The 18,913-nt window shown below is 62.6% G+C and carries 2 protein-coding genes; one reads left to right on the top strand and one right to left on the bottom strand.

Going from position 1 to position 18,913, the window contains the following annotated elements; genetic code table 11:
• Positions 1-42: 42 nt before the first annotated feature.
• The gene (locus PDR5_RS00700) at positions 43-17,175 is read right to left on the bottom strand and encodes a LapA family giant adhesin (protein ID WP_064592575.1); all 17,133 of its coding nucleotides are present in this window, start codon (positions 17,173-17,175) and stop codon (positions 43-45) included.
• 359 nt (positions 17,176-17,534) lie between these two features.
• Between PDR5_RS00700 and PDR5_RS00705 the strand changes: the two genes are divergently transcribed.
• The gene (locus PDR5_RS00705) at positions 17,535-18,887 is read left to right on the top strand and encodes a TolC family outer membrane protein (RefSeq protein ID WP_011331849.1); all 1,353 of its coding nucleotides are present in this window, start codon (positions 17,535-17,537) and stop codon (positions 18,885-18,887) included.
• The last annotated feature ends 26 nt before the right edge of the window (positions 18,888-18,913 follow it).

Here is an 18,913-nt window from a genome sequence, read left to right on the forward strand (position 1 = left end):
AAACGTGACGGCCGCCCCAGTGGGGCGGCCGTTGTTCACGCATCAGCTGTTGTTGTGGTCGACCTTGATGGTCGGATCGCTGCCGGCAATCAGGTTGTGAATGTTGGCCGTGGACCAGTTGTTGCCTTCCAGTTTGATCGTCACGTCCGGTGTGGCGGCTGCGGCATCGCCCGAGTTGAACTTGCCGCCCGAGCTGACTTGCAGCGACGACACGCCGTCGACCGTGGTGATCTTCAGGAAGTTGTCGATGGTGCTGCCGGTCTCGCCCTGCAACAGGTCACGCAGGTCGATGCGGTCGCCTTCGCTGGCCTTGAAGTCCTTGATCACGTCGTTGCCGGTGTCGCCTGCCTTCCAGACGAAGGTGTCGGCACCGGAACCACCGATCAGGATGTCGTTGCCCTGACCGCCGATCAGCGTGTCGTTGCCGGTGCCGCCGAGCAGGATGTCATTGCCCTTGCCACCATCGAGCAGGTCGTTGCCGCCCGAGCCGAACAGGATGTCATTGCCCGCGCCGCCCAGCAGCGTGTCGTTGCCGTCGTGGGCACCGGACACATCGAACGCCTGATAGTGCTCGGTGATGTACTGGTGCACGTTGCTGGTGGTGACTTTGCTGACGTCGACCCCGGTTTCCTTGGCCACGAACGCCTGCATTGCCTGATAACCCTCGCCGGCAATGCCGTTGAAGCTCACCAGGTCGCCGAACAGGATGTCGTTGCCGTCGCCACCGCTGACGGTGTCGTTGCCCGGCATCGTCGCTTCGGTGTGGCCGATGATCGAGTTGGCCAGGTCCTTCGGATCGATGTTGGTCTGCGGCGTCTTGTCCGAATCGTACGGTTTCAGGTCGTTGAGGCTGACACCACTGTTGATGCCGATGGCCTCCACATTCGACAAACCGTTGAGCAAGGCGAAACCGCTGCTGGCGTTATCGGTGGTCGTCGTCGTGGTGCTGCTGCCGTTGCCCGCCAGACTCGAGATCTCGTAGGTACCGTCACCCTGAGCGTGGATGGTACCCAGGCTGTTCCAGCTCCAGCTGCCGTTCTTGTACGTCTGCAATACCACGGCGCCGGCAGTGTTGATACTCAGGTAGTGGGTGTTGTCGATGTAGGTGCTGAAGCTGTCGCCCAGTTTGTAGTTGCTGGTCTTGACCACGTCATCGAGCTTCACATTGCCGTACAGCGTCGGGTTGGTCTGCTCGTTGCTCTGGTAGTAAGTCGGCTGGCCGTCGGTAATGAAGTACGTGAGGTTCTTCGCCCCGGTGTTGGCCAGCGCTTCGGCGCTCTGGAAGAAGTTCGCCGTGGCCTTGAACACGTCTTCGTAGTTGGTGCCGCCGCCGGACGACATCGAGTCCAGCACGGCCTTGAGCAAGGTCAGCGCGTTCGGGTCGTTGAGGTTCACCGACACCGACTTGTTGACCTGGGTATCGAAGTCCACCAGGAAGATGTTCACCGTGCCGGAGTTGCTGCCCAGGCTCTGCTTGAGGGTGTTGAACACCGACGTCAGCGAGTCCTTGGCCGCATTGATCGACGAGGCACTCATACTGCCCGAGCTGTCGACCATGAACGCGATGTTGTAGTTGGTGCCTGGCACCACGGTCAGGCCGCCGATGTCGGCGACGATGATGTCGTTGCCGTCGGTGCCAGTGACGGTGTCGTCCGCCGAGGTGGCGACCACCGCGTTATACACCGCCGGCACCACGGTGACCGGGATGGTCGCAGTGGTGCTGGCCGAGCCGCCGACCTGTTCGGTTGAGGTCGAGGTCACGGTCAGGTTGAACTGGCCGTTGTAGTAGGTCGGCGGGGTCACGGTCAGGGTGCCGAGGTTCCAGCCGGTGACGTTGGCGTCGCCGCTGGTGGCGGTCACGGTGAAGCTGTGGCCTGCGCCATCGCTGAGCACCGAACCGACCGGTGCGCCGCTGATCTTGATGCTCAGGGTTTCCGAGCCGTCGGTGTCGGTCAGCGCGGTGCTGATCGACGACAGTTTCACCGTGGTGCCTTCGGCGCCGGTGTTGAGCTTGTAGCCGTCGTAATAGCCTTCGCCGTTGCTGCCGTGCAGATCGGAGACGGTTACGCCGGCATTCACCAGATCCTGCACGCCGGTGTAGATCGGCACGCCGGCACTGCTCAGGTCGATCGGTGTGCTGCCGTTGACCGACAGGTTGACGTCGTAGCTGCCTGGGCCGCTCTGGTTGTGGTGGTAGATGTCCAGGGTGTAGTAGCCGCTGGTGGTCGGGGTGAACGAACCGTTGAGGTTGCCGCCCGCGCCCCACGTCGTGGACGCCACGCTCTTGCCGCCGATGGTCACCAGCAGGCTGTCGTCACCGGTGCCGCTGAAGGTGTAGGTCTTGCCGGCTTCCAGATAAATCAGGCCCGAGGTTTTCGACGCAGTGCCGGCGGTTACGCTGCCGTCGGACTGCACGTTGTTCACGGTACCGCTGGTGTTCGGCTTGCCGGCACCGTCGATCACGTTTTTCAGGGTGGTCGAGTTCGCGCCGCTGCCGTCGGTGCCCAGGCCCGACAGACCGGTCCAGACTTCCTTGATCAGCCCGGTGGATTTCACGCTGTTGTCGGCCACCGACAGGGTCGGTGCATCCGCCACCGGGGTGATGTCGATCTTGATGGTGCCAGTGTTGCCCAGCAACTGGCCGTCGGTTGGCTGGAATTTGATCTGCGCGTAGTCGGCCTGATTGTTACCAACGCCAGTACCACCGTAACCATTCACACCCGACTCGTTGGCATCCGGCAGGAAGCGCAACTTGCCGGCGTCGATATCGGCCTTGCTGAAAGTCTGGTTGTTGGCGACATCTTTCCAGGTCGAGCCGTCCAGGTACTGCAGTTTGCCTTCGCCCGGCAACTGGGTGATTTTCACGCCCAGGCTGCTGGCCGGGCTGTCGACGTCGCTGACGCCGAAGGTCGACCAGCCGAGGATCAGCGGGGTGTCTTCGGTGCCGGTGACGTTGACCGGTGCAGCGACCGGCGCATCGTTGACCGCCACCACGTTGACCGTGGTGGTCGCGGTGTTGGAGTAGTTGCCGCCATCGGTCACGGTCACGGTGATGATCCGTGGCACGGTGCTCGGGTCTTCACTGCTGTTGGTGAAGCTGATGTTCTTGATGGCCTGCATGTAGTCGGCGAGCGTCGCGTTACCCGACAGGGTCAGGGTGACGGTGCCGTTGGTGCTGTTGGCGTTGATGGTAATGCCGTTGACGCTGTTGCCCAGGTTCAGCGCATCGCCGTCCTGACGGTTGGTCAGCACGACGGTGGCGCCGGTCAGCATGGTGCTGTCCGGGTCGGTGATCTTGATGTCGGTGTCGGCAATCGACACGCCTGCGCCCGGGGTGTTCTCGGTGAAGGTCACCTTGTAGTCGGCACCCGTTGCACCGCTGGAGTTGTTGGCGTCCAGGTCGATGACCGGCGGTGCATCGTTGTCGATGATCGAGGTGCTGACGCTGCCATTGGTGCTGCTGACCGCCAGGTTCTCGAAGTTGCCACCGGTGGCCGAATCGATCTTGACCACGAAGTTTTCGGTGCCTTCGGTGATCTTGTCGTCGATGGTCGCAACGTTGAACTGCGCGCTGCTGGCACCCGCCGGGATCTTCACGGTGTACACGCCGGTGAAGTCCGAACCGTCGGCGGCGGTGCCGCTGTAGACGATTTTCAGGGTCACTTCGGTTTGCGCCGGGTGGTTCAGGCTGACGGTGTAGCTGGCAGTCTGGCCTTCGGTCACCGAGGTGCTGCCGGTGATGCTGACGGTGGTGGTGTCGATGGTGTCGGTGACGCTGGTCACGGCCGGTGTGTTGCTGGTCACCAGGTTTTCGAAATTGCCGCCCGTGGCGTTGGTGATCGTGGCCTGTACGTTGCCGGCGTCTTTGTAGACGTCATCGGCTGGCGCAGGAACGGTGACGGTGCCGGTGGTTTTGCCGGCTTCGATGGTGATCACCGATCCGTTGGACAAGGTCACGGTCACTGGCGAGCCAGCGGCGTTGGTCAGGGTTGCGGTGTAAGTGATCGAACCACCCTCGGCGACCGAATTGGTAGCGCTGAGCGACAGATTGGTCGTGTCGACGGTATCGGTCACGGTGGTGCTGACCGGGGTCTTGTCGGCCACCAGATTCTCGTAGTTGCCGCCGCTTACGCCGGTGATCGCGTTGGTCAGTGGCGCATGACCATTCAACACGTCGTTCGGCGCGGTGGTGGTCACACTGCCGGTGGTTTTGCCGACTTCGATGGTGATCGACTGACCGTTGGCCAGGGTCACGGTCACAGGCGAGCCTGTCACTGGCGCGCCGACGGTCGCGGTGTAGACCACGTTGCCACCTTCGGCCGCCGTCGTGGTCGCGGTCAGCTTCACGGTGGTGGTGTCGATAGTGTCGGTGACGCTGGTCACGGCTGGTGTGGTGCTGGTGACCAGGTTCTCGAAGTTGCCGCCGGTGGCGGACTTGATCGTCGCCTGCACGTTGCCGGCGTCTTTGTAGACGTCGTCAGCTGGCGCAGGAACGGTCACGGTGCCCGTGGTTTTACCGGCTTCGATGGTGATCACCGAACCGTTGCTCAGGGTGACGGTCACTGGCGAGCCAGCGGCGTTGGTCAGGGTCGCGGTGTAGGTGATCGAGCCACCTTCAGCCACGGTGCCGGTCGCGCTGAGCGTCAGGTTGGTGGTGTCGACGGTGTCGGTCACGGTGGTGCTGACCGGGGTCTTGTCGGCCACCAGATTCTCGTAGTTACCGCCGCTCACGCCGGTGATCGCGTTGGTCAGCGGCGCATGGCCGTTGAGCGCATCGTTCGGCGCGGTGGTGGTCACGGTGCCCGTGGTCTTGCCGACTTCGATAGTGATCGACTGTCCGTTGGACAGGGTCACGGTCACAGGCGAGCCAGTCACTGGCGCACCTACGGTAGCGGTGTAGGTGACGGTGCCGCCCTCGGCCGCTGTTGCGGTTGCGGTCAGCTTCACGGTGGTGGTGTCGATGGTGTCAGTAACGCTGGTCACTGCTGGCGTGGTGCTGGTCACCAGGTTTTCGAAGTTGCCGCCCGTGGCGTTGGTGATCGTGGCTTGCACGTTGCCGGCGTCTTTGTAGACATCGTCCGCTGGCGCAGGAACGGTTACGGTGCCGGTGGTTTTGCCCGCTTCGATGGTGATCACGGCGCCGTTGCTCAAGGTCACGGTCACCGGAGTGCCCGCAGCATTGGTCAGGGTTGCGGTGTAAGTGATCGAACCACCCTCGGCGACCGAGTTGGTGGCGCTCAGGGACAGGTTGGTAGTGTCGACCGTGTCGGTCACGGTGGTGCTGACCGGGGTCTTGTCGGCCACCAGATTCTCGTAGTTACCGCCGCTCACGCCGGTGATCGCGTTGGTCAGTGGTGCATGACCATTCAATACGTCGTTAGGCGCGGTGGTGGTCACGGTGCCGCTGGTCTTGCCGACTTCGATGGTGACCGATTGACCATTCGACAGGGTTACCGTCACTGGCGAGCCAGTCACCGGAGCGCCAACAGTGGCGGTGTAGACAACGTTGCCACCCTCGGCCGCCGTCGCAGTTGCGGTCAGCTTCACGGTAGTGGTGTCGATGGTATCGGTAACGCTGGTCACGGCTGGCGTGGTGCTGGTGACCAGGTTCTCGAAGTTGCCACCGCTGGCATTGGTGATGGTGGCCTGCACGTTGCCGGCGTCCTTGTAGACGTCATCGGCTGGCGCAGGAACGGTCACGGTGCCGGTGGTTTTTCCTGCCTCGATGGTGATCACGGCGCCGTTCGACAAGGTCACGGTCACTGGCGAACCAGCAGCGTTGGTCAGGGTCGCGGTGTAGGTGATCGAGCCGCCTTCGGCCACGGTGCCGGTCGCGCTGAGCGACAGGTTGGTGGTATCGACGGTGTCGGTGACGGTAGTCGAAACCGGGGTTTTATCAGCAACCAGATTTTCGTAGTTACCACCGCTCACACCAGTGATCGCGTTGGTCAACGGTGCATGACCGGTCAGCACGTCGTTCGGCGCGGTGGTGGTCACGGTGCCGGTGGTCTTGCCGACTTCGATGGTAATGCTCTGGCCGTTCGACAGATTCACGGTCACAGGCGAGCCAGTCACTGGCGCACCTACGGTAGCGGTGTAGGTGACGGTGCCGCCCTCGGCCGCTGTTGCGGTTGCGGTCAGCTTCACGGTGGTGGTGTCGATGGTGTCGGTAACGCTGGTCACCGCTGGTGTGGTGCTGGTGACCAGGTTTTCGAAGTTGCCGCCCGTGGCGTTGGTGATCGTGGCTTGCACGTTGCCGGCGTCTTTGTAGACGTCATCGGCTGGCGCGGCGACGGTCACGGTGCCCGTGGTTTTACCGGCCTCGATGGTGATCACGGCGCCATTGCTCAAGGTCACGGTCACCGGGGTGCCCGCAGCGTTGGTCAGGGTCGCGGTGTAGGTGATTGAACCACCTTCGGCCACGGTGCCGGTCGCGCTGAGCGACAGGTTGGTGGTGTCGACGGTGTCGGTCACGGTAGTGCTGACTGGCGTCTTGTCGGCCACCAGATTCTCGTAGTTACCGCCGCTCACGCCGGTGATCGCGTTGGTCAGCGGCGTGTGGCCGTTGAGCGCATCGTTAGGCGCCGTGGTCGTCACGGTGCCGGTGGTTTTACCCACTTCGATGGTGATGCTCTGGCCATTCGACAGGTTCACAGTCACTGGCGAGCCAGTCACAGGAGCGCCCACGGTGGCGGTGTAAGTGACAGTGCCGCCTTCAGCCGCCGACTCGGTGGCGGTGAGTTTCACCGTGGTGGTGTCGATGGTGTCGGTGACCTGGGTCACGGCCGGAACAGTGCTCGGAACAAGGTTCTCGAAGTTGCCACCGGTGGCGGTCGAAATGGTCGCCTCGACTTTGCCGGCGTCTTTGTAGACGTCGTCCTTCGGCGCGTCGACGGTCACGGTGCCAGTGGTTTTGCCGGCTTCGATGGTGATCACCGCGCCGTTCGACAAGGTCACCGTCACTGGCGAGCCAGCGGCGTTGGTCAGGGTCGCGGTGTAGATGATCGAACCGCCCTCGGCAACCGAATTGGTGGCGCTGAGGGTCAGGTTGGTGGTGTCGACCGTGTCGGTGACGGTGGTCGAGACCGGCGTTTTGTCGGCCACGAGGTTTTCGTAGTTCCCGCCAGTCACGCCAGTGATCGCGTTGGTCAGCGGTGTGTGACCGTTCAACGCATCGTTCGGCGCGGTGGTGGTGACGGTGCCGGTGGTTTTGCCGACCTCGATGGTGATCGACTGACCATTGGCCAGGGTCACGGTCACAGGCGAACCGGTCACCGGTGCGCCAACAGTCGCGGTGTAAGTAACGGTGCCGCCCTCAGCCGCCGACTCGGTCGCAGTCAGTTTGACCGTGGTGGTGTCGATGGTGTCGGTGACCTGGGTCACGGCCGGAACAGTGCTCGGAACAAGGTTCTCGAAGTTGCCACCGGTGGCGGTCGAAATGGTTGCTTCGACTTTGCCGGCGTCTTTGTAGACGTCGTCTTTCGGTGCGTCGACGGTCACGGTGCCGGTGGTTTTGCCGGCCTCGATAGTGATGACCGCGCCGTTGCTCAAGGTCACGGTCACCGGGGTGCCCGCAGCGTTGGTCAGTGTGGCGGTGTAAGTGATCGAACCACCCTCGGCTACCGAATTGGTGGCGCTCAGGGTCAGGTTGGTGGTGTCGACGGTGTCGGTCACGGTGGTGCTGACCGGCGTTTTGTCGGCCACGAGGTTTTCGTAGTTACCGCCGCTCACACCGGTGATCGAGTTGGTCAGCGGCGCATGGCCGTTGAGCGCATCGTTCGGCGCGGTGGTGGTGACAGTGCCGGTGGTTTTGCCCACCTCGATGGTGATCGACTGACCATTGGCCAGGGTTACGGTCACAGGCGAGCCAGTCACTGGCGCGCCAACAGTCGCGGTGTAAGTGACGGTGCCACCTTCAGCGGCCGTTTCGGAAGCGGTCAGCTTCACGGTCGTCGTGTCGACGGTATCGGTGACTTCCGTTACGGCTGGAACGGTGCTCGGAACCAGGTTCTCGAAGTTGCCACCGGTTGCGTCCTTGATGGTCACTTCGACCTTGCCGGCGTCTTTGTAGACGTCATCGGCTGGCGCGGCAACGGTCACGGTGCCGGTGGTCTTACCGGCTTCGATGGTGATGACAGCGCCATTGCTCAAGGTCACGGTCAGCGGGGTGCCGGCCGGATTGGTCAGGGTCGCGGTGTAAACGATCGAGCCGCCTTCGGCCACGCTGTCGGTCGCGGTCAGCGACAGATTGGTGGTGTCGACGGTGTCGGTGACGGTGGTCGAAACCGGGGTTTTGTCAGCTACGAGGTTTTCGTAGTTACCGCCGCTCACGCCAGTGATCGCGTTGGTCAACGGCGTGTGGCCGTTCAACGCATCGTTTGGCGCAGTGGTGGTCACGGTGCCAGTGGTCTTGCCCACTTCGATGGTGATCGACTGACCGTTGGACAGCGTCACGGTGACGGGCGAACCGGTCACAGGTGCGCCCACGGTCGCGGTGTAAGTGACGGTGCCACCTTCAGCCGCCGACTCGGTGGCGGTGAGTTTCACCGTAGTGGTGTCGATGGTGTCGGTGACTTCGGTCACGGCCGGAACGGTGCTCGGCACCAGATTCTCGAAGTTGCCACCGGTGGCGGTCGAAATGGTTGCTTCAACTTTGCCCGCATCTTTGTAGACGTCATCTTTCGGCGCATCGACGGTCACGGTGCCGGAGGTTTTGCCGGCCTCGATGGTGATGACAGCGCCGTTCGACAGGGTCACGGTCACCGGAGTGCCGGCCGGATTGGTCAGGGTCGCGGTGTAAACGATCGAACCACCCTCGGCTACCGAGCCAGTTGCGCTCAGGGTCAGGTTGGTGGTGTCGACGGTGTCAGTCACGGTAGTGCTGACCGGGGTTTTGTCAGCCACGAGGTTTTCGTAGTTACCGCCAGTCACGCCAGTGATCGCGTTGGTCAGCGGCGCATGGCCGTTGAGCGCATCGTTCGGCGCGGTCGTGGTCACGGTACCGGTGGTTTTACCCACTTCAATGGTGATCGACTGTCCATTGGACAGGGTCACGGTGACTGGCGAGCCGGTGACAGGCGCGCCGACGGTAGCGGTGTAAGTAACGGTGCCGCCTTCAGCCGCCGACTCGGTCGCGGTGAGTTTCACCGTGGTGGTATCGATGGTGTCGGTGACGTTGGTCACGGCCGGAACGGTGCTTGGCACCAGGTTCTCGAAACCACCGCCAGTAGCGGTCGAAATGGTTGCCTCGACTTTGCCGGCGTCTTTGTAGACGTCGTCTTTCGGTGCATCGACGGTCACGGTGCCGGTGGTTTTACCGGCCTCGATAGTAATGACGGCACCGTTCGACAGGGTCACGGTCACCGGCGTGCCGGCCGGGTTGGTCAGGGTCGCGGTGTAAGTGATCGAACCGCCCTCGGCCACCGAGTCGGTGGCCGTCAGGTTCAGGTTGGTCGTGTCGACGGTGTCCGAAACCGAGGTATTTGCCGGTTTGCTGTCGACCGCCAGGTTTTCGTAGTTGCCACCGGTGGCCTTGTCGATGGTCACGCTCAGCGAGCTGCCGCCCGCCAACGGGCTGTTCGGCGCGACGAAATTCACGGTGCCGGTGGTTTCGCCGACGGCGATGGTGATGGTCTGGCCGTTGGACAGGGTCACGACGAGCGGCGAACCGGTCACTGGCGCCGTCACGGTCGCGGTGTAGACCACGGTTTCGCCTTCGGCGACGTTGGCGGTGGCGGTCAGCGACACGGTGGACGTGTCGATGGTGTCATTGACGGTGGTGACCGCCGGGGCGGTGCTGGTGACCAGGTTCTCGAAGTTGCCACCGGTGGTGGTCGAAATGGTCGTCTCGACTTTGCCGGCGTCCTTGTAGACGTCGTCCTTCGGTGCATCGACGGTCACGGTGCCGGAGGTTTTACCGGCCTCGATGGTGATCACTGCGCCGTTGCTCAAGGTCACGGTCACCGGAGTCCCGGCGGCGTTGGTTAGGGTCGCGGTGTAGGTAATCTGGCCACCTTCGTTGACTTCCGGCGTGGCGCTCAGGGTCAGGTTGGTGGTGTCGACGGTGTCGGTCACGGTGGTGCTGACCGGCGTTTTGTCGGCGACGAGATTTTCGTAGTTGCCGCCAGACACGCCAGTAATCGAGTTGGTCAGCGGGGTGTGACCGTTCAGCGCGTCGTTCGGCGCGGTGGTGGTGACGGTACCGGTGGTCTTGCCGACTTCGATGGTGATCGACTGACCATTGGCCAGGGTCACGGTCACAGGCGAGCCGGTTACCGGGGCGCCAACGGTGGCGGTGTAGGTAACAGTGCCGCCTTCAGCAGCCGACTCGGTCGCGCTCAGTTTGACGGTCGAGGTGTCGATGGTGTCGGTGACTTCGGTGACGGCTGGAGCGGTGCTTGGCACCAGGTTCTCGAAGTTGCCGCCAGTTGCATCCTTGATGGTCACCTCGACCTTGCCGGCGTCTTTGTAGACGTCGTCTTTCGGTGCATCGACGGTCACGGTGCCGGTGGTTTTACCGGCCTCGATGGTGATGACGGCACCGTTGCTCAACGTCACGGTCACTGGGGTGCCGGCCGGGTTGGTCAGGGTCGCGGTGTAAACGATCGAACCGCCCTCGGCCACCGAGTCAGTGGCGCTGAGGGTCAGATTGGTGGTGTCGACGGTATCGGTGACGGTGGTCGAAACCGGGGTCTTGTCGGCTACGAGGTTTTCGTAGTTGCCGCCAGACACGCCAGTGATCGAGTTAGTCAGCGGCGCATGGCCGTTGAGCGCATCGTTCGGCGCGGTGGTGGTGACGGTGCCAGTGGTCTTGCCGACCTCGATGGTAATCGACTGACCATTGGCCAGGGTCACGGTCACAGGCGAGCCGGTGACAGGGGCGCCAACGGTGGCGGTGTAAGTAACTGTGCCGCCCTCAGCCGCCGACTCGGTCGCAGTCAGTTTCACCGTGGTAGTGTCGATGGTGTCAGTGACTTCGGTAACGGCCGGAACAGTGCTTGGCACCAGGTTCTCGAAGTTGCCGCCAGTTGCATCCTTGATGGTCACTTCGACCTTGCCGGCGTCTTTGTAGACGTCATCTTTCGGCGCGTCTACGGTCACGGTGCCGGTGGTTTTGCCCGCTTCGATGGTGATGACGGAGCCGTTGCTCAACGTCACGGTCACCGGAGTGCCGGCCGGGTTGGTCAGGGTGGCGGTGTAGGTGATCGAGCCACCTTCGGCCACGGTGCCGGTCGCAGTCAGCGTCAGGTCGGTGGTGTCGACGGTGTCAGTTACGGTAGTGCTGACCGGCGTTTTGTCGGCTACGAGATTTTCGTAGTTACCGCCGCTCACGCCAGTGATCGCGTTGGTCAGCGGTGTGTGACCGTTCAACGCATCGTTCGGCGCAGTGGTGGTGATGGTGCCGGTGGTCTTGCCGACCTCGATGGTGATCGACTGACCATTGGCCAGGGTCACGGTCACAGGCGAGCCGGTCACTGGCGCGCCAACGGTGGCGGTGTAAGTGACGGTGCCGCCCTCAGCCGCCGACTCGGTCGCAGTCAGTTTCACCGTGGTAGTGTCGATGGTGTCAGTGACTTCGGTAACGGCCGGAACAGTGCTCGGCACCAGGTTCTCGAAGTTGCCGCCAGTTGCATCCTTGATGGTGACTTCGACTTTGCCGGCGTCTTTGTAGACGTCGTCTTTCGGCGCATCGACGGTCACGGTGCCGGTGGTTTTACCGGCCTCGATGGTGATAACAGCGCCGTTGCTCAGTGTCACGGTGACTGGGGTGCCGGCCGGGTTGGTCAGCGTTGCGGTGTAAACGATCGAGCCGCCTTCGGCCACGGAACCTGTCGCGCTGAGGGTCAGGTTGGTCGTGTCGACGGTGTCGGTGACGGTGGTCGAAACCGGGGTCTTGTCGGCCACCAGATTTTCGTAGTTACCTCCAGACACGCCAGTAATCGAGTTGCTCAGCGGGGTGTGACCGTTCAACGCATCATTCGGCGCGGTGGTGGTGATGGTGCCGGTGGTTTTGCCCACTTCGATGGTGATGGTCTGACCGTTGGCCAGAGTCACGGTGACCGGCGAGCCAGTCACCGGAGCGCCAACAGTTGCGGTGTAGGTGACAGTGCCGCCCTCAGCCACCGACGTATCGGCGCTCAGCTTCACGGTCGACGTATCGATGGTGTCAGTCACTTCAGTGACGGCCGGAACAGTGCTCGGCACCAGATTCTCGAAGTTGCCGCCGGACGCATCCTTGATGGTCACTTCGACTTTGCCGGCGTCTTTGTAGACGTCATCGGCCGGAGCCGGAACGGTCACGGTGCCGGTGGTTTTACCCGCTTCAATGGTGATCACCGAGCCGTTGCTCAGGGTCACGGTCACTGGCGTGCCAGCCGGATTGGTCAGCGTGGCGGTGTAAACGATCGAACCGCCTTCGGCCACGGAACCTGTAGCGCTCAAGGTCAGATTGGTGGTGTCGACGGTGTCGGTGACTGAGGTCACGGCCGGCGTCTTGTCGGCTACCAGGTTTTCGTAATTGCCGCCGCTGGTGCCGTCGATCTTCACGCTCAGCGTGTTGCCGCCGGCCAGTGCATCGTTCGGTGCGGTGTAGTTGACGCTGGCGCTGCTGGCGCCGACCGGGATGGTGATGGTCTGGCCGTTGGACAGGGTCACGACCACCGGCGAGCCGGTCACCGGTGCGGTGACGGAGGCGGTGTAAACCACCACGCCGCCTTCAACGGTGCTGGCCGTGGCGCTCAGGGAAACGGTGCTGGTATCGATGGTGTCGGTGACGTCGGTCACCGCCGGGGTCTTGTCGACCACCAGGTTTTCAAAGTTGCCGCCGGTGGTCTTGGTGATGCTGGCATCGACTTTGCCGGCGTCCTTGTACACGTCGTCGCCCGGTGCGGCGACGGTGATGGTGCCGGTGCTCGCGCCTTTGGCGATGTTGATCACCGCGCCGTTGCTCAGGGTCACGGTCATGGCCGTGCCGGCCGGGTTGGTCAGGGTCGCGGTGTAGACGATCGAACCGCCCTCGGCGACCGAACCGGTGGCGCTCAGGCTGATATTGGTGGTGTCGACGGTGTCGGTAACCTTGGTCACCACAGCCGTACGGTTGGCATCGACCTGTTCGAAGTTGCCGCCGCTGTGGCTGGCAATCGCGGTCTGCACCTTGCCGCCATCGATGTAAGGCGTGTTGGCCGGCGCAGGGAAATTCACCGAACCGCTGGTGGCACCGGCGGCGATGTTGATGACCGCGCCGTTGGCCAGGGTCACGGTCATGGCGGTGCCGGCCGGGTTGCTCAGGGTCGCGGTGTAGGTGATCTGGCCACCTTCGCTGACGGTGTCGCTGGCGCTCAGGGTCAGCGTGGTCTTGTCGATGGTGTCGTTGACCGTGGTGCTGACCGGCGTCTTGCTGACGTCGAGCTTCTCGAAGTTGCCGCCGCTGGCATCGGTCATGGTCACGGTGAGCTTGCTGACATCCTTGTAGACGTCATCGCTCGGCGCCGGGATGGTCACCGAACCGCTGGTCTTGCCGGCCTCGATAACGATGGTCTGGCCGTTGCTCAGGTTGACGGTCACCGGCGTCTGCGCGGCGTTGGTCAGGGTCGCGGTGTAAGTGATCGACGTGCCTTCGAGCACATAGCTTTCGGCGCTGAGGGTCAGGTGCGTGGTGTTGATGGTGTCGGCGACGTTGGTCACCGCTGGCGTCGGGTTGGCCACCAGGTTTTCGAAATTGCCGCCGGAAGTGTCCTTGATGGTCACTTCGACTTTGCCGGCGTCTTTATAGACGTCATCGGCCGGGGCTGGAACGGTCACGGTGCCGGTGGTTTTACCGGCTTCGATGGTGATGACGGAGCCGTTGCTCAACGTCACGGTCACCGGGGTGCCGGCCGGATTGGTCAGGGTCGCGGTGTAGACGATCTGCCCGCCCTCGTTGACGTTGCCGGTGGCGGTCAGCGATACGGTGGTGGTGTCGACGGTGTCGGTGATGGTGGTGCTGACCGGCGTTTTGTCGGCCACGAGGTTTTCGTAGTTACCGCCGCTCACACCGGTGATCGAGTTGGTCAGCGGTGCATGGCCGGCCAGTACGTCGTTCGGCGCCGTGGTAGTCACGGTGCCGGTGGTTTTGCCGACTTCGATGGTGATCGCCTGACCGTTGGCCAGGGTCACAACCACAGGCGAGCCGGTTACCGGGGCGCCCACCGTCGCGGTGTAAGTAACGGTACCGCCTTCCGCCGCCGACTCGGTCGCGGTCAGTTTGACGGTCGAGGTGTCGATGGTATCGGTGACCTGGGTCACGGCCGGCACAGTGCTTGGCACCAGGTTTTCGAAGTTGCCACCGGTTGCGCCGGTGATGGTCGCTTCGACTTTGCCGGCATCCTTGTAGACGTCATCGGCAGGCGCTGGAACGGTCACGGTGCCGGTGGTCTTGCCGGCTTCGATGGTGATGACCGCGCCGTTGCTCAAGGTCACGGTCACCGGCGTGCCGGCCGGATTTGTCAGCGTCGCGGTGTAGATGATCGAGCCGCCCTCGGCCACGGAATCGGTGGCGCTCAGGGTCAGGTTGGTGGTTTCGACGGTGTCAGTGACGGTGGTCGAAACCGGAGTCTTGTCGGCGACCAGATTCTCGTAGTTGCCGCCGCTCACGCCGGTGATCGCGTTGGTCAGCGGTGCGTTGCCGGCCAATGCGTCGTTCGGTGCGGTGGTGGTCACGGTGCCGGTGGTCTTGCCCACTTCAATCGTGATGCTTTGGCCGTTGGCCAGGGTCACGGTGACCGGCGAGCCAGTTACGGGCGCTCCAACTGTCGCGGTGTAAGTGACGGTGCCGCCCTCGGCCGCCGACTCGGTCGCGGTCAGTTTGACGGTGGTGGTGTCGACGGTATCGGTCACGTCGGTGACGGCCGGAACGGTGCTTGGCACCAGGTTCTCGAAGTTGCCGCCGGTGGCGTCCTTGATGGTCACTTCGACTTTGCCGGCGTCTTTATAGACGTCATCGGCAGGCGCCGGAACGGTCACGGTGCCGGTGGTTTTACCCGCTTCGATGGTGATGACGGAGCCGTTGCTCAACGTCACGGTCACCGGGGTGCCCGCAGGATTGGTCAGCGTCGCGGTGTAAACAATCGAACCGCCCTCGGCGACAGTACCGGTGGCGCTCAGGGTCAGGTTGGTGGTGTCGGCAACGTCGGTAACCGTGGTCGAAACCGGGGTCTTGTCGGCCACCAGATTTTCGTAATTACCGCCGGAAACGCCGGTGATCGAGTTGGTCAGCGGTGCGTTGCCAGCCAATGCGTCGTTCGGCGCGGTGGTGGTCACGGTGCCGGTGGTTTTGCCCACTTCGATGGTGATGGTCTGACCGTTGGCCAAAGTGACAGTCACCGGCGAACCGGTGACTGGTGCGCCAACCGTAGCGGTATAAGTAACGGTGCCGCCTTCTGCAACCGAAGTATCAGCCGTCAGTTTGACGGTCGAGGTGTCGATGGTGTCAGTCACTTCGGTGACAGCGGGAACAGTGCTTGGCACCAGATTCTCGAAGTTGCCGCCGGTGGCGTCCTTGATGGTGACTTCGACCTTGCCCGCGTCTTTGTAGACGTCATCGGCCGGCGCCGGAACGGTCACGGTGCCAGTGGTTTTACCCGCTTCGATGGTGATGACGGAGCCGTTGCTCAACGTCACGGTCACCGGGGTGCCGGCCGGATTGGTCAGGGTTGCGGTGTAGACGATCGAACCGCCTTCCGCCACGGAACCGGTGGCGCTCAGCGACAGGTTGGTGGTGTCGATGGAGTCGGTGACGGTAGTGGTCGCTGGCGTCGTGTTCGGCACCAGATTCTCGAAATTGCCGCCGGTAGCGCCGGTAATCGTGGTGCTGACGGTGCCGCCGTTGTTGTAGACGTCATTCGGTGCGGTCGGCACGTTGACGCTGCCGGTGGTCTGGCCGGCGCCGATAGTGATGGTCGAACCGTTCGACAGGGTGACGGTCACCGGCGTCTGCGCCGGGTTGGTCAGGGTTGCGGTGTAGGTGATCTGGCCACCTTCGACCACGGTGCCGGTGGCGGTCAGAGTCAGATTGGTGGTGTCGACCGAATCGACGATCGTGGTAACGGCCGGTGTCGGGTTCGGCACCAGGTTTTCGAAGTTGCCGCCCGTGGCACCGGTGATGGTGGTGGTGACGGTGCTGCCGTTGTTATAGACGTCATTCGGCGCGGTCGGCACGTTGACGGTGCCGGTGGTCTGGCCGGCGCCGATGGTGATGGTCGAACCGTTCGACAGGGTGACGGTCACCGGCGTCTGCGCCGGGTTGGTCAGGGTCGCGGTGTAGGTGATCTGACCGCCTTCGGTCACGCTCGGGCCCGCCGTCAGGGTCACGGTGGTGGTGTCGATGGTGTCGGTGACCTGGGTCGTGGCCGGGGTGGTCGGCGGGGTCACGGTGATGCCGTTGCCGCCGGTGGTGCCGGTGACGGTCACGTCGATCTGGGTCGGGTCGTTATAAACAGTGTCGTTCGGCGCCAGGGGCACGTTGACGGTGCCGGTGGTGGAACCGGCCGGAATCACGATCACCGCACCGTTGGACAGGGTGATGGTCAGGTCGGTCAGCGGCGCCTGGGTCAGCGTTGCGGTGTACACCAGCACGCCGCCGGCTTCGGTGATGCTCGGCGTGGCGCTGAGGCTCAGGGTCGATTCGCGCAGGGCATTGACGTTGGTGTCGGTGGTCTGGCCGCCGGTGATGTTCTGCGCGGCCTGGCCTGCAGCGTTGATGCCCGCAGTCGGGAAACCGATGGTTGGGTCGACGCGGCCGGCGGTCGCATCGAGCATCACGAAGCTGTGACCGCCGCCGGCGGCACCGCCAGTCCCTGCGGCGCTCGGGCCGGCAGCGGTGGCGTCAAGGGCGGTAGTCGGGTCGACACCGGCGGCGATGGCTTGTTGCAGCTCTTCTACCGACGGCGCGGCTTGCGCGGTGGCTTCGGCCAGGTCGGTGCTGGAGTCCGGGGTATCGGCGCTCCACTGAGTGTCACGGCCCAGATCGATCGTGCGGCCATCGGCCAGTTCCAGGGACACGGCGCCGGAAACGCCGGTGTCGACCTGATCGCCGGCAAACAGCCGGTCGCCTTCAACGAGTACGCGACGGACGCCCTCTGGGGACACCACGAAAACCTGACCGACAATGCTTTTGACGATGGCAACAACACTGCTCATTGAAGACTCTCCGGGTGTCACGTTCAGTTGACTTCCATAGACCTGATGGCTGTCTGCGCCGATTCAGTCTGGACGTACTTTTAAAAAAAGATGAAGCAAAGTTGACGCTGCTGCTCGTCAATATTTTGGCTAGATTCTTTCGCTATTAACTTTATGCCAAACTATTGACCTTCTGGGTGCCATCCTAAACAATCGTCCCAGTAATGTCACATTGATATTTATGCGGCGACCTGCCCTTCAGCGTGTGATCCAGTTCCGGTTTTAAACTTTCCGACATACGGTCATTCCGGTTGCCATCTTCCGACGCAGCTCACCAATTTGCTGTGATTCAAGACAAGAAGTTCTGGGAAATCTTTACCATGCGTTCGCACCTGTTCAAGGCTCTACCCTTCGCTCTCGCCGCCTCTTTCGTACAAGCACAATCCTTACCAGAAGCCATGCAGCAGGCGCTGGATGTCCATCCGGAAATCCAGGCAGGGGTCAACAGTCGGCTGGCCGCGGATTATCAATTAAAGGCTGCAAAAGGTGGATACCTGCCCAAGGTCGATCTGCTGGGCGGTTATGGTCGTGAAGGCACCGACAGCGTGACCACCCGAGCCAATGGTGGCGGCAATCACTGGGAAACCCTGAACCGCAGCGAGTCAAGTTTACGTCTGTCGCAAATGGTTTTTGACGGTTTTGCGACGTCCAGCGAAGTCGGGCGTCAACAAGCCACCGTCAACTCCCGCGCGTATTCCCTGCTCGGCACTTCCGAACGCACCGCGCTGACCGTGGCCCAGGTTTACCTGGATGTGCTGACCCGTCGCGAATTCGTGCGTCTGGCCGAAGAAAACCTCAAAAGCCACCAACGCATCTACGACCAGATCCAGCTGCGCACCCAGCGCGGCGTCGGCAGCGGTGCCGACCTCGATCAGGCCGAAGCGCGTATGGCTCAGGCCCGCAACAACCTGATCACCGAGCAGACCAACCTCGCCGACTCGGAAACCAACTTCCTCAGCGCCGTCGGCCAGATGCCCGATCAGCTGGAGCGTCCGGCGCCGTTCATGGCGATGATGCCGGCCAACCTGAATGAAGCGCGCCAGCAGATGCTGGAAAACAGCCCGATCCTGCGTTCGGCCGAGTCCGACATCGCCGCGGCCGAGAAGCAATACGAGACTGCCAAGTCGACCTTCTACCCGCGCTTCGACGCCGAGCTGGGCCGCACTGCCGACAACGACCTCGACGGCCAGAACGGTCACAACAACGAATGGCAGGCCATGTTGCGCATGCGCTTCAACCTGTATTCGGGCGGCAGCAACAAGGCGGATCTGGAATCCAAGTCCTACCTGTCGAACCAGGCGCTGGACATCCGCAACAACGCCTTGCGCCAATTGAATGAAGAACTGGGCCTGGCCTGGAACGCCCTGAACAACGCCAACGCCCAGGTGCCGATCGCTCAGCAGTACGTTGATCACAGCACTTCGGTGCGCACTGCTTACCAGCGCCAGTTCAGCCTCGGCGAACGGACCCTGCTGGATTTGCTCGACAGCGAAAACGAGCTGTTCACCGCTTCGCGGCGTCTGGCTGAAATCAAAAACATTCAGTTATTTACTCAGTATCGAATCAAGGCGACCATGGGCGAATTGCTCAAGAGCCAGGGAGTGGTCGCACCCTTGGCATCCGTTGTGCAGAACGACGTGAAGCCCAAGGTCCAGCTGCCTGGGATGAATTGAGTTGTCCCTTTTCAACTGCTAAAGAG

Origin of the sequence: Pseudomonas sp. DR 5-09, assembly GCF_001655595.1 — a bacterium.
Classification (GTDB): Bacteria; Pseudomonadota; Gammaproteobacteria; order Pseudomonadales; family Pseudomonadaceae; genus Aquipseudomonas; species Aquipseudomonas pharyngis.

Bases quoted from the DNA above. Each gene is read 5' to 3' on its own strand.
- PDR5_RS00700 (WP_064592575.1), bottom strand. From the start codon at position 17,175: ATGAGCAGTGTTGTTGCCATCGTCAAAAGCATTGTCGGTCAGGTTTTC.
- PDR5_RS00705 (WP_011331849.1), top strand. From the start codon at position 17,535: ATGCGTTCGCACCTGTTCAAGGCTCTACCCTTCGCTCTCGCCGCCTCT.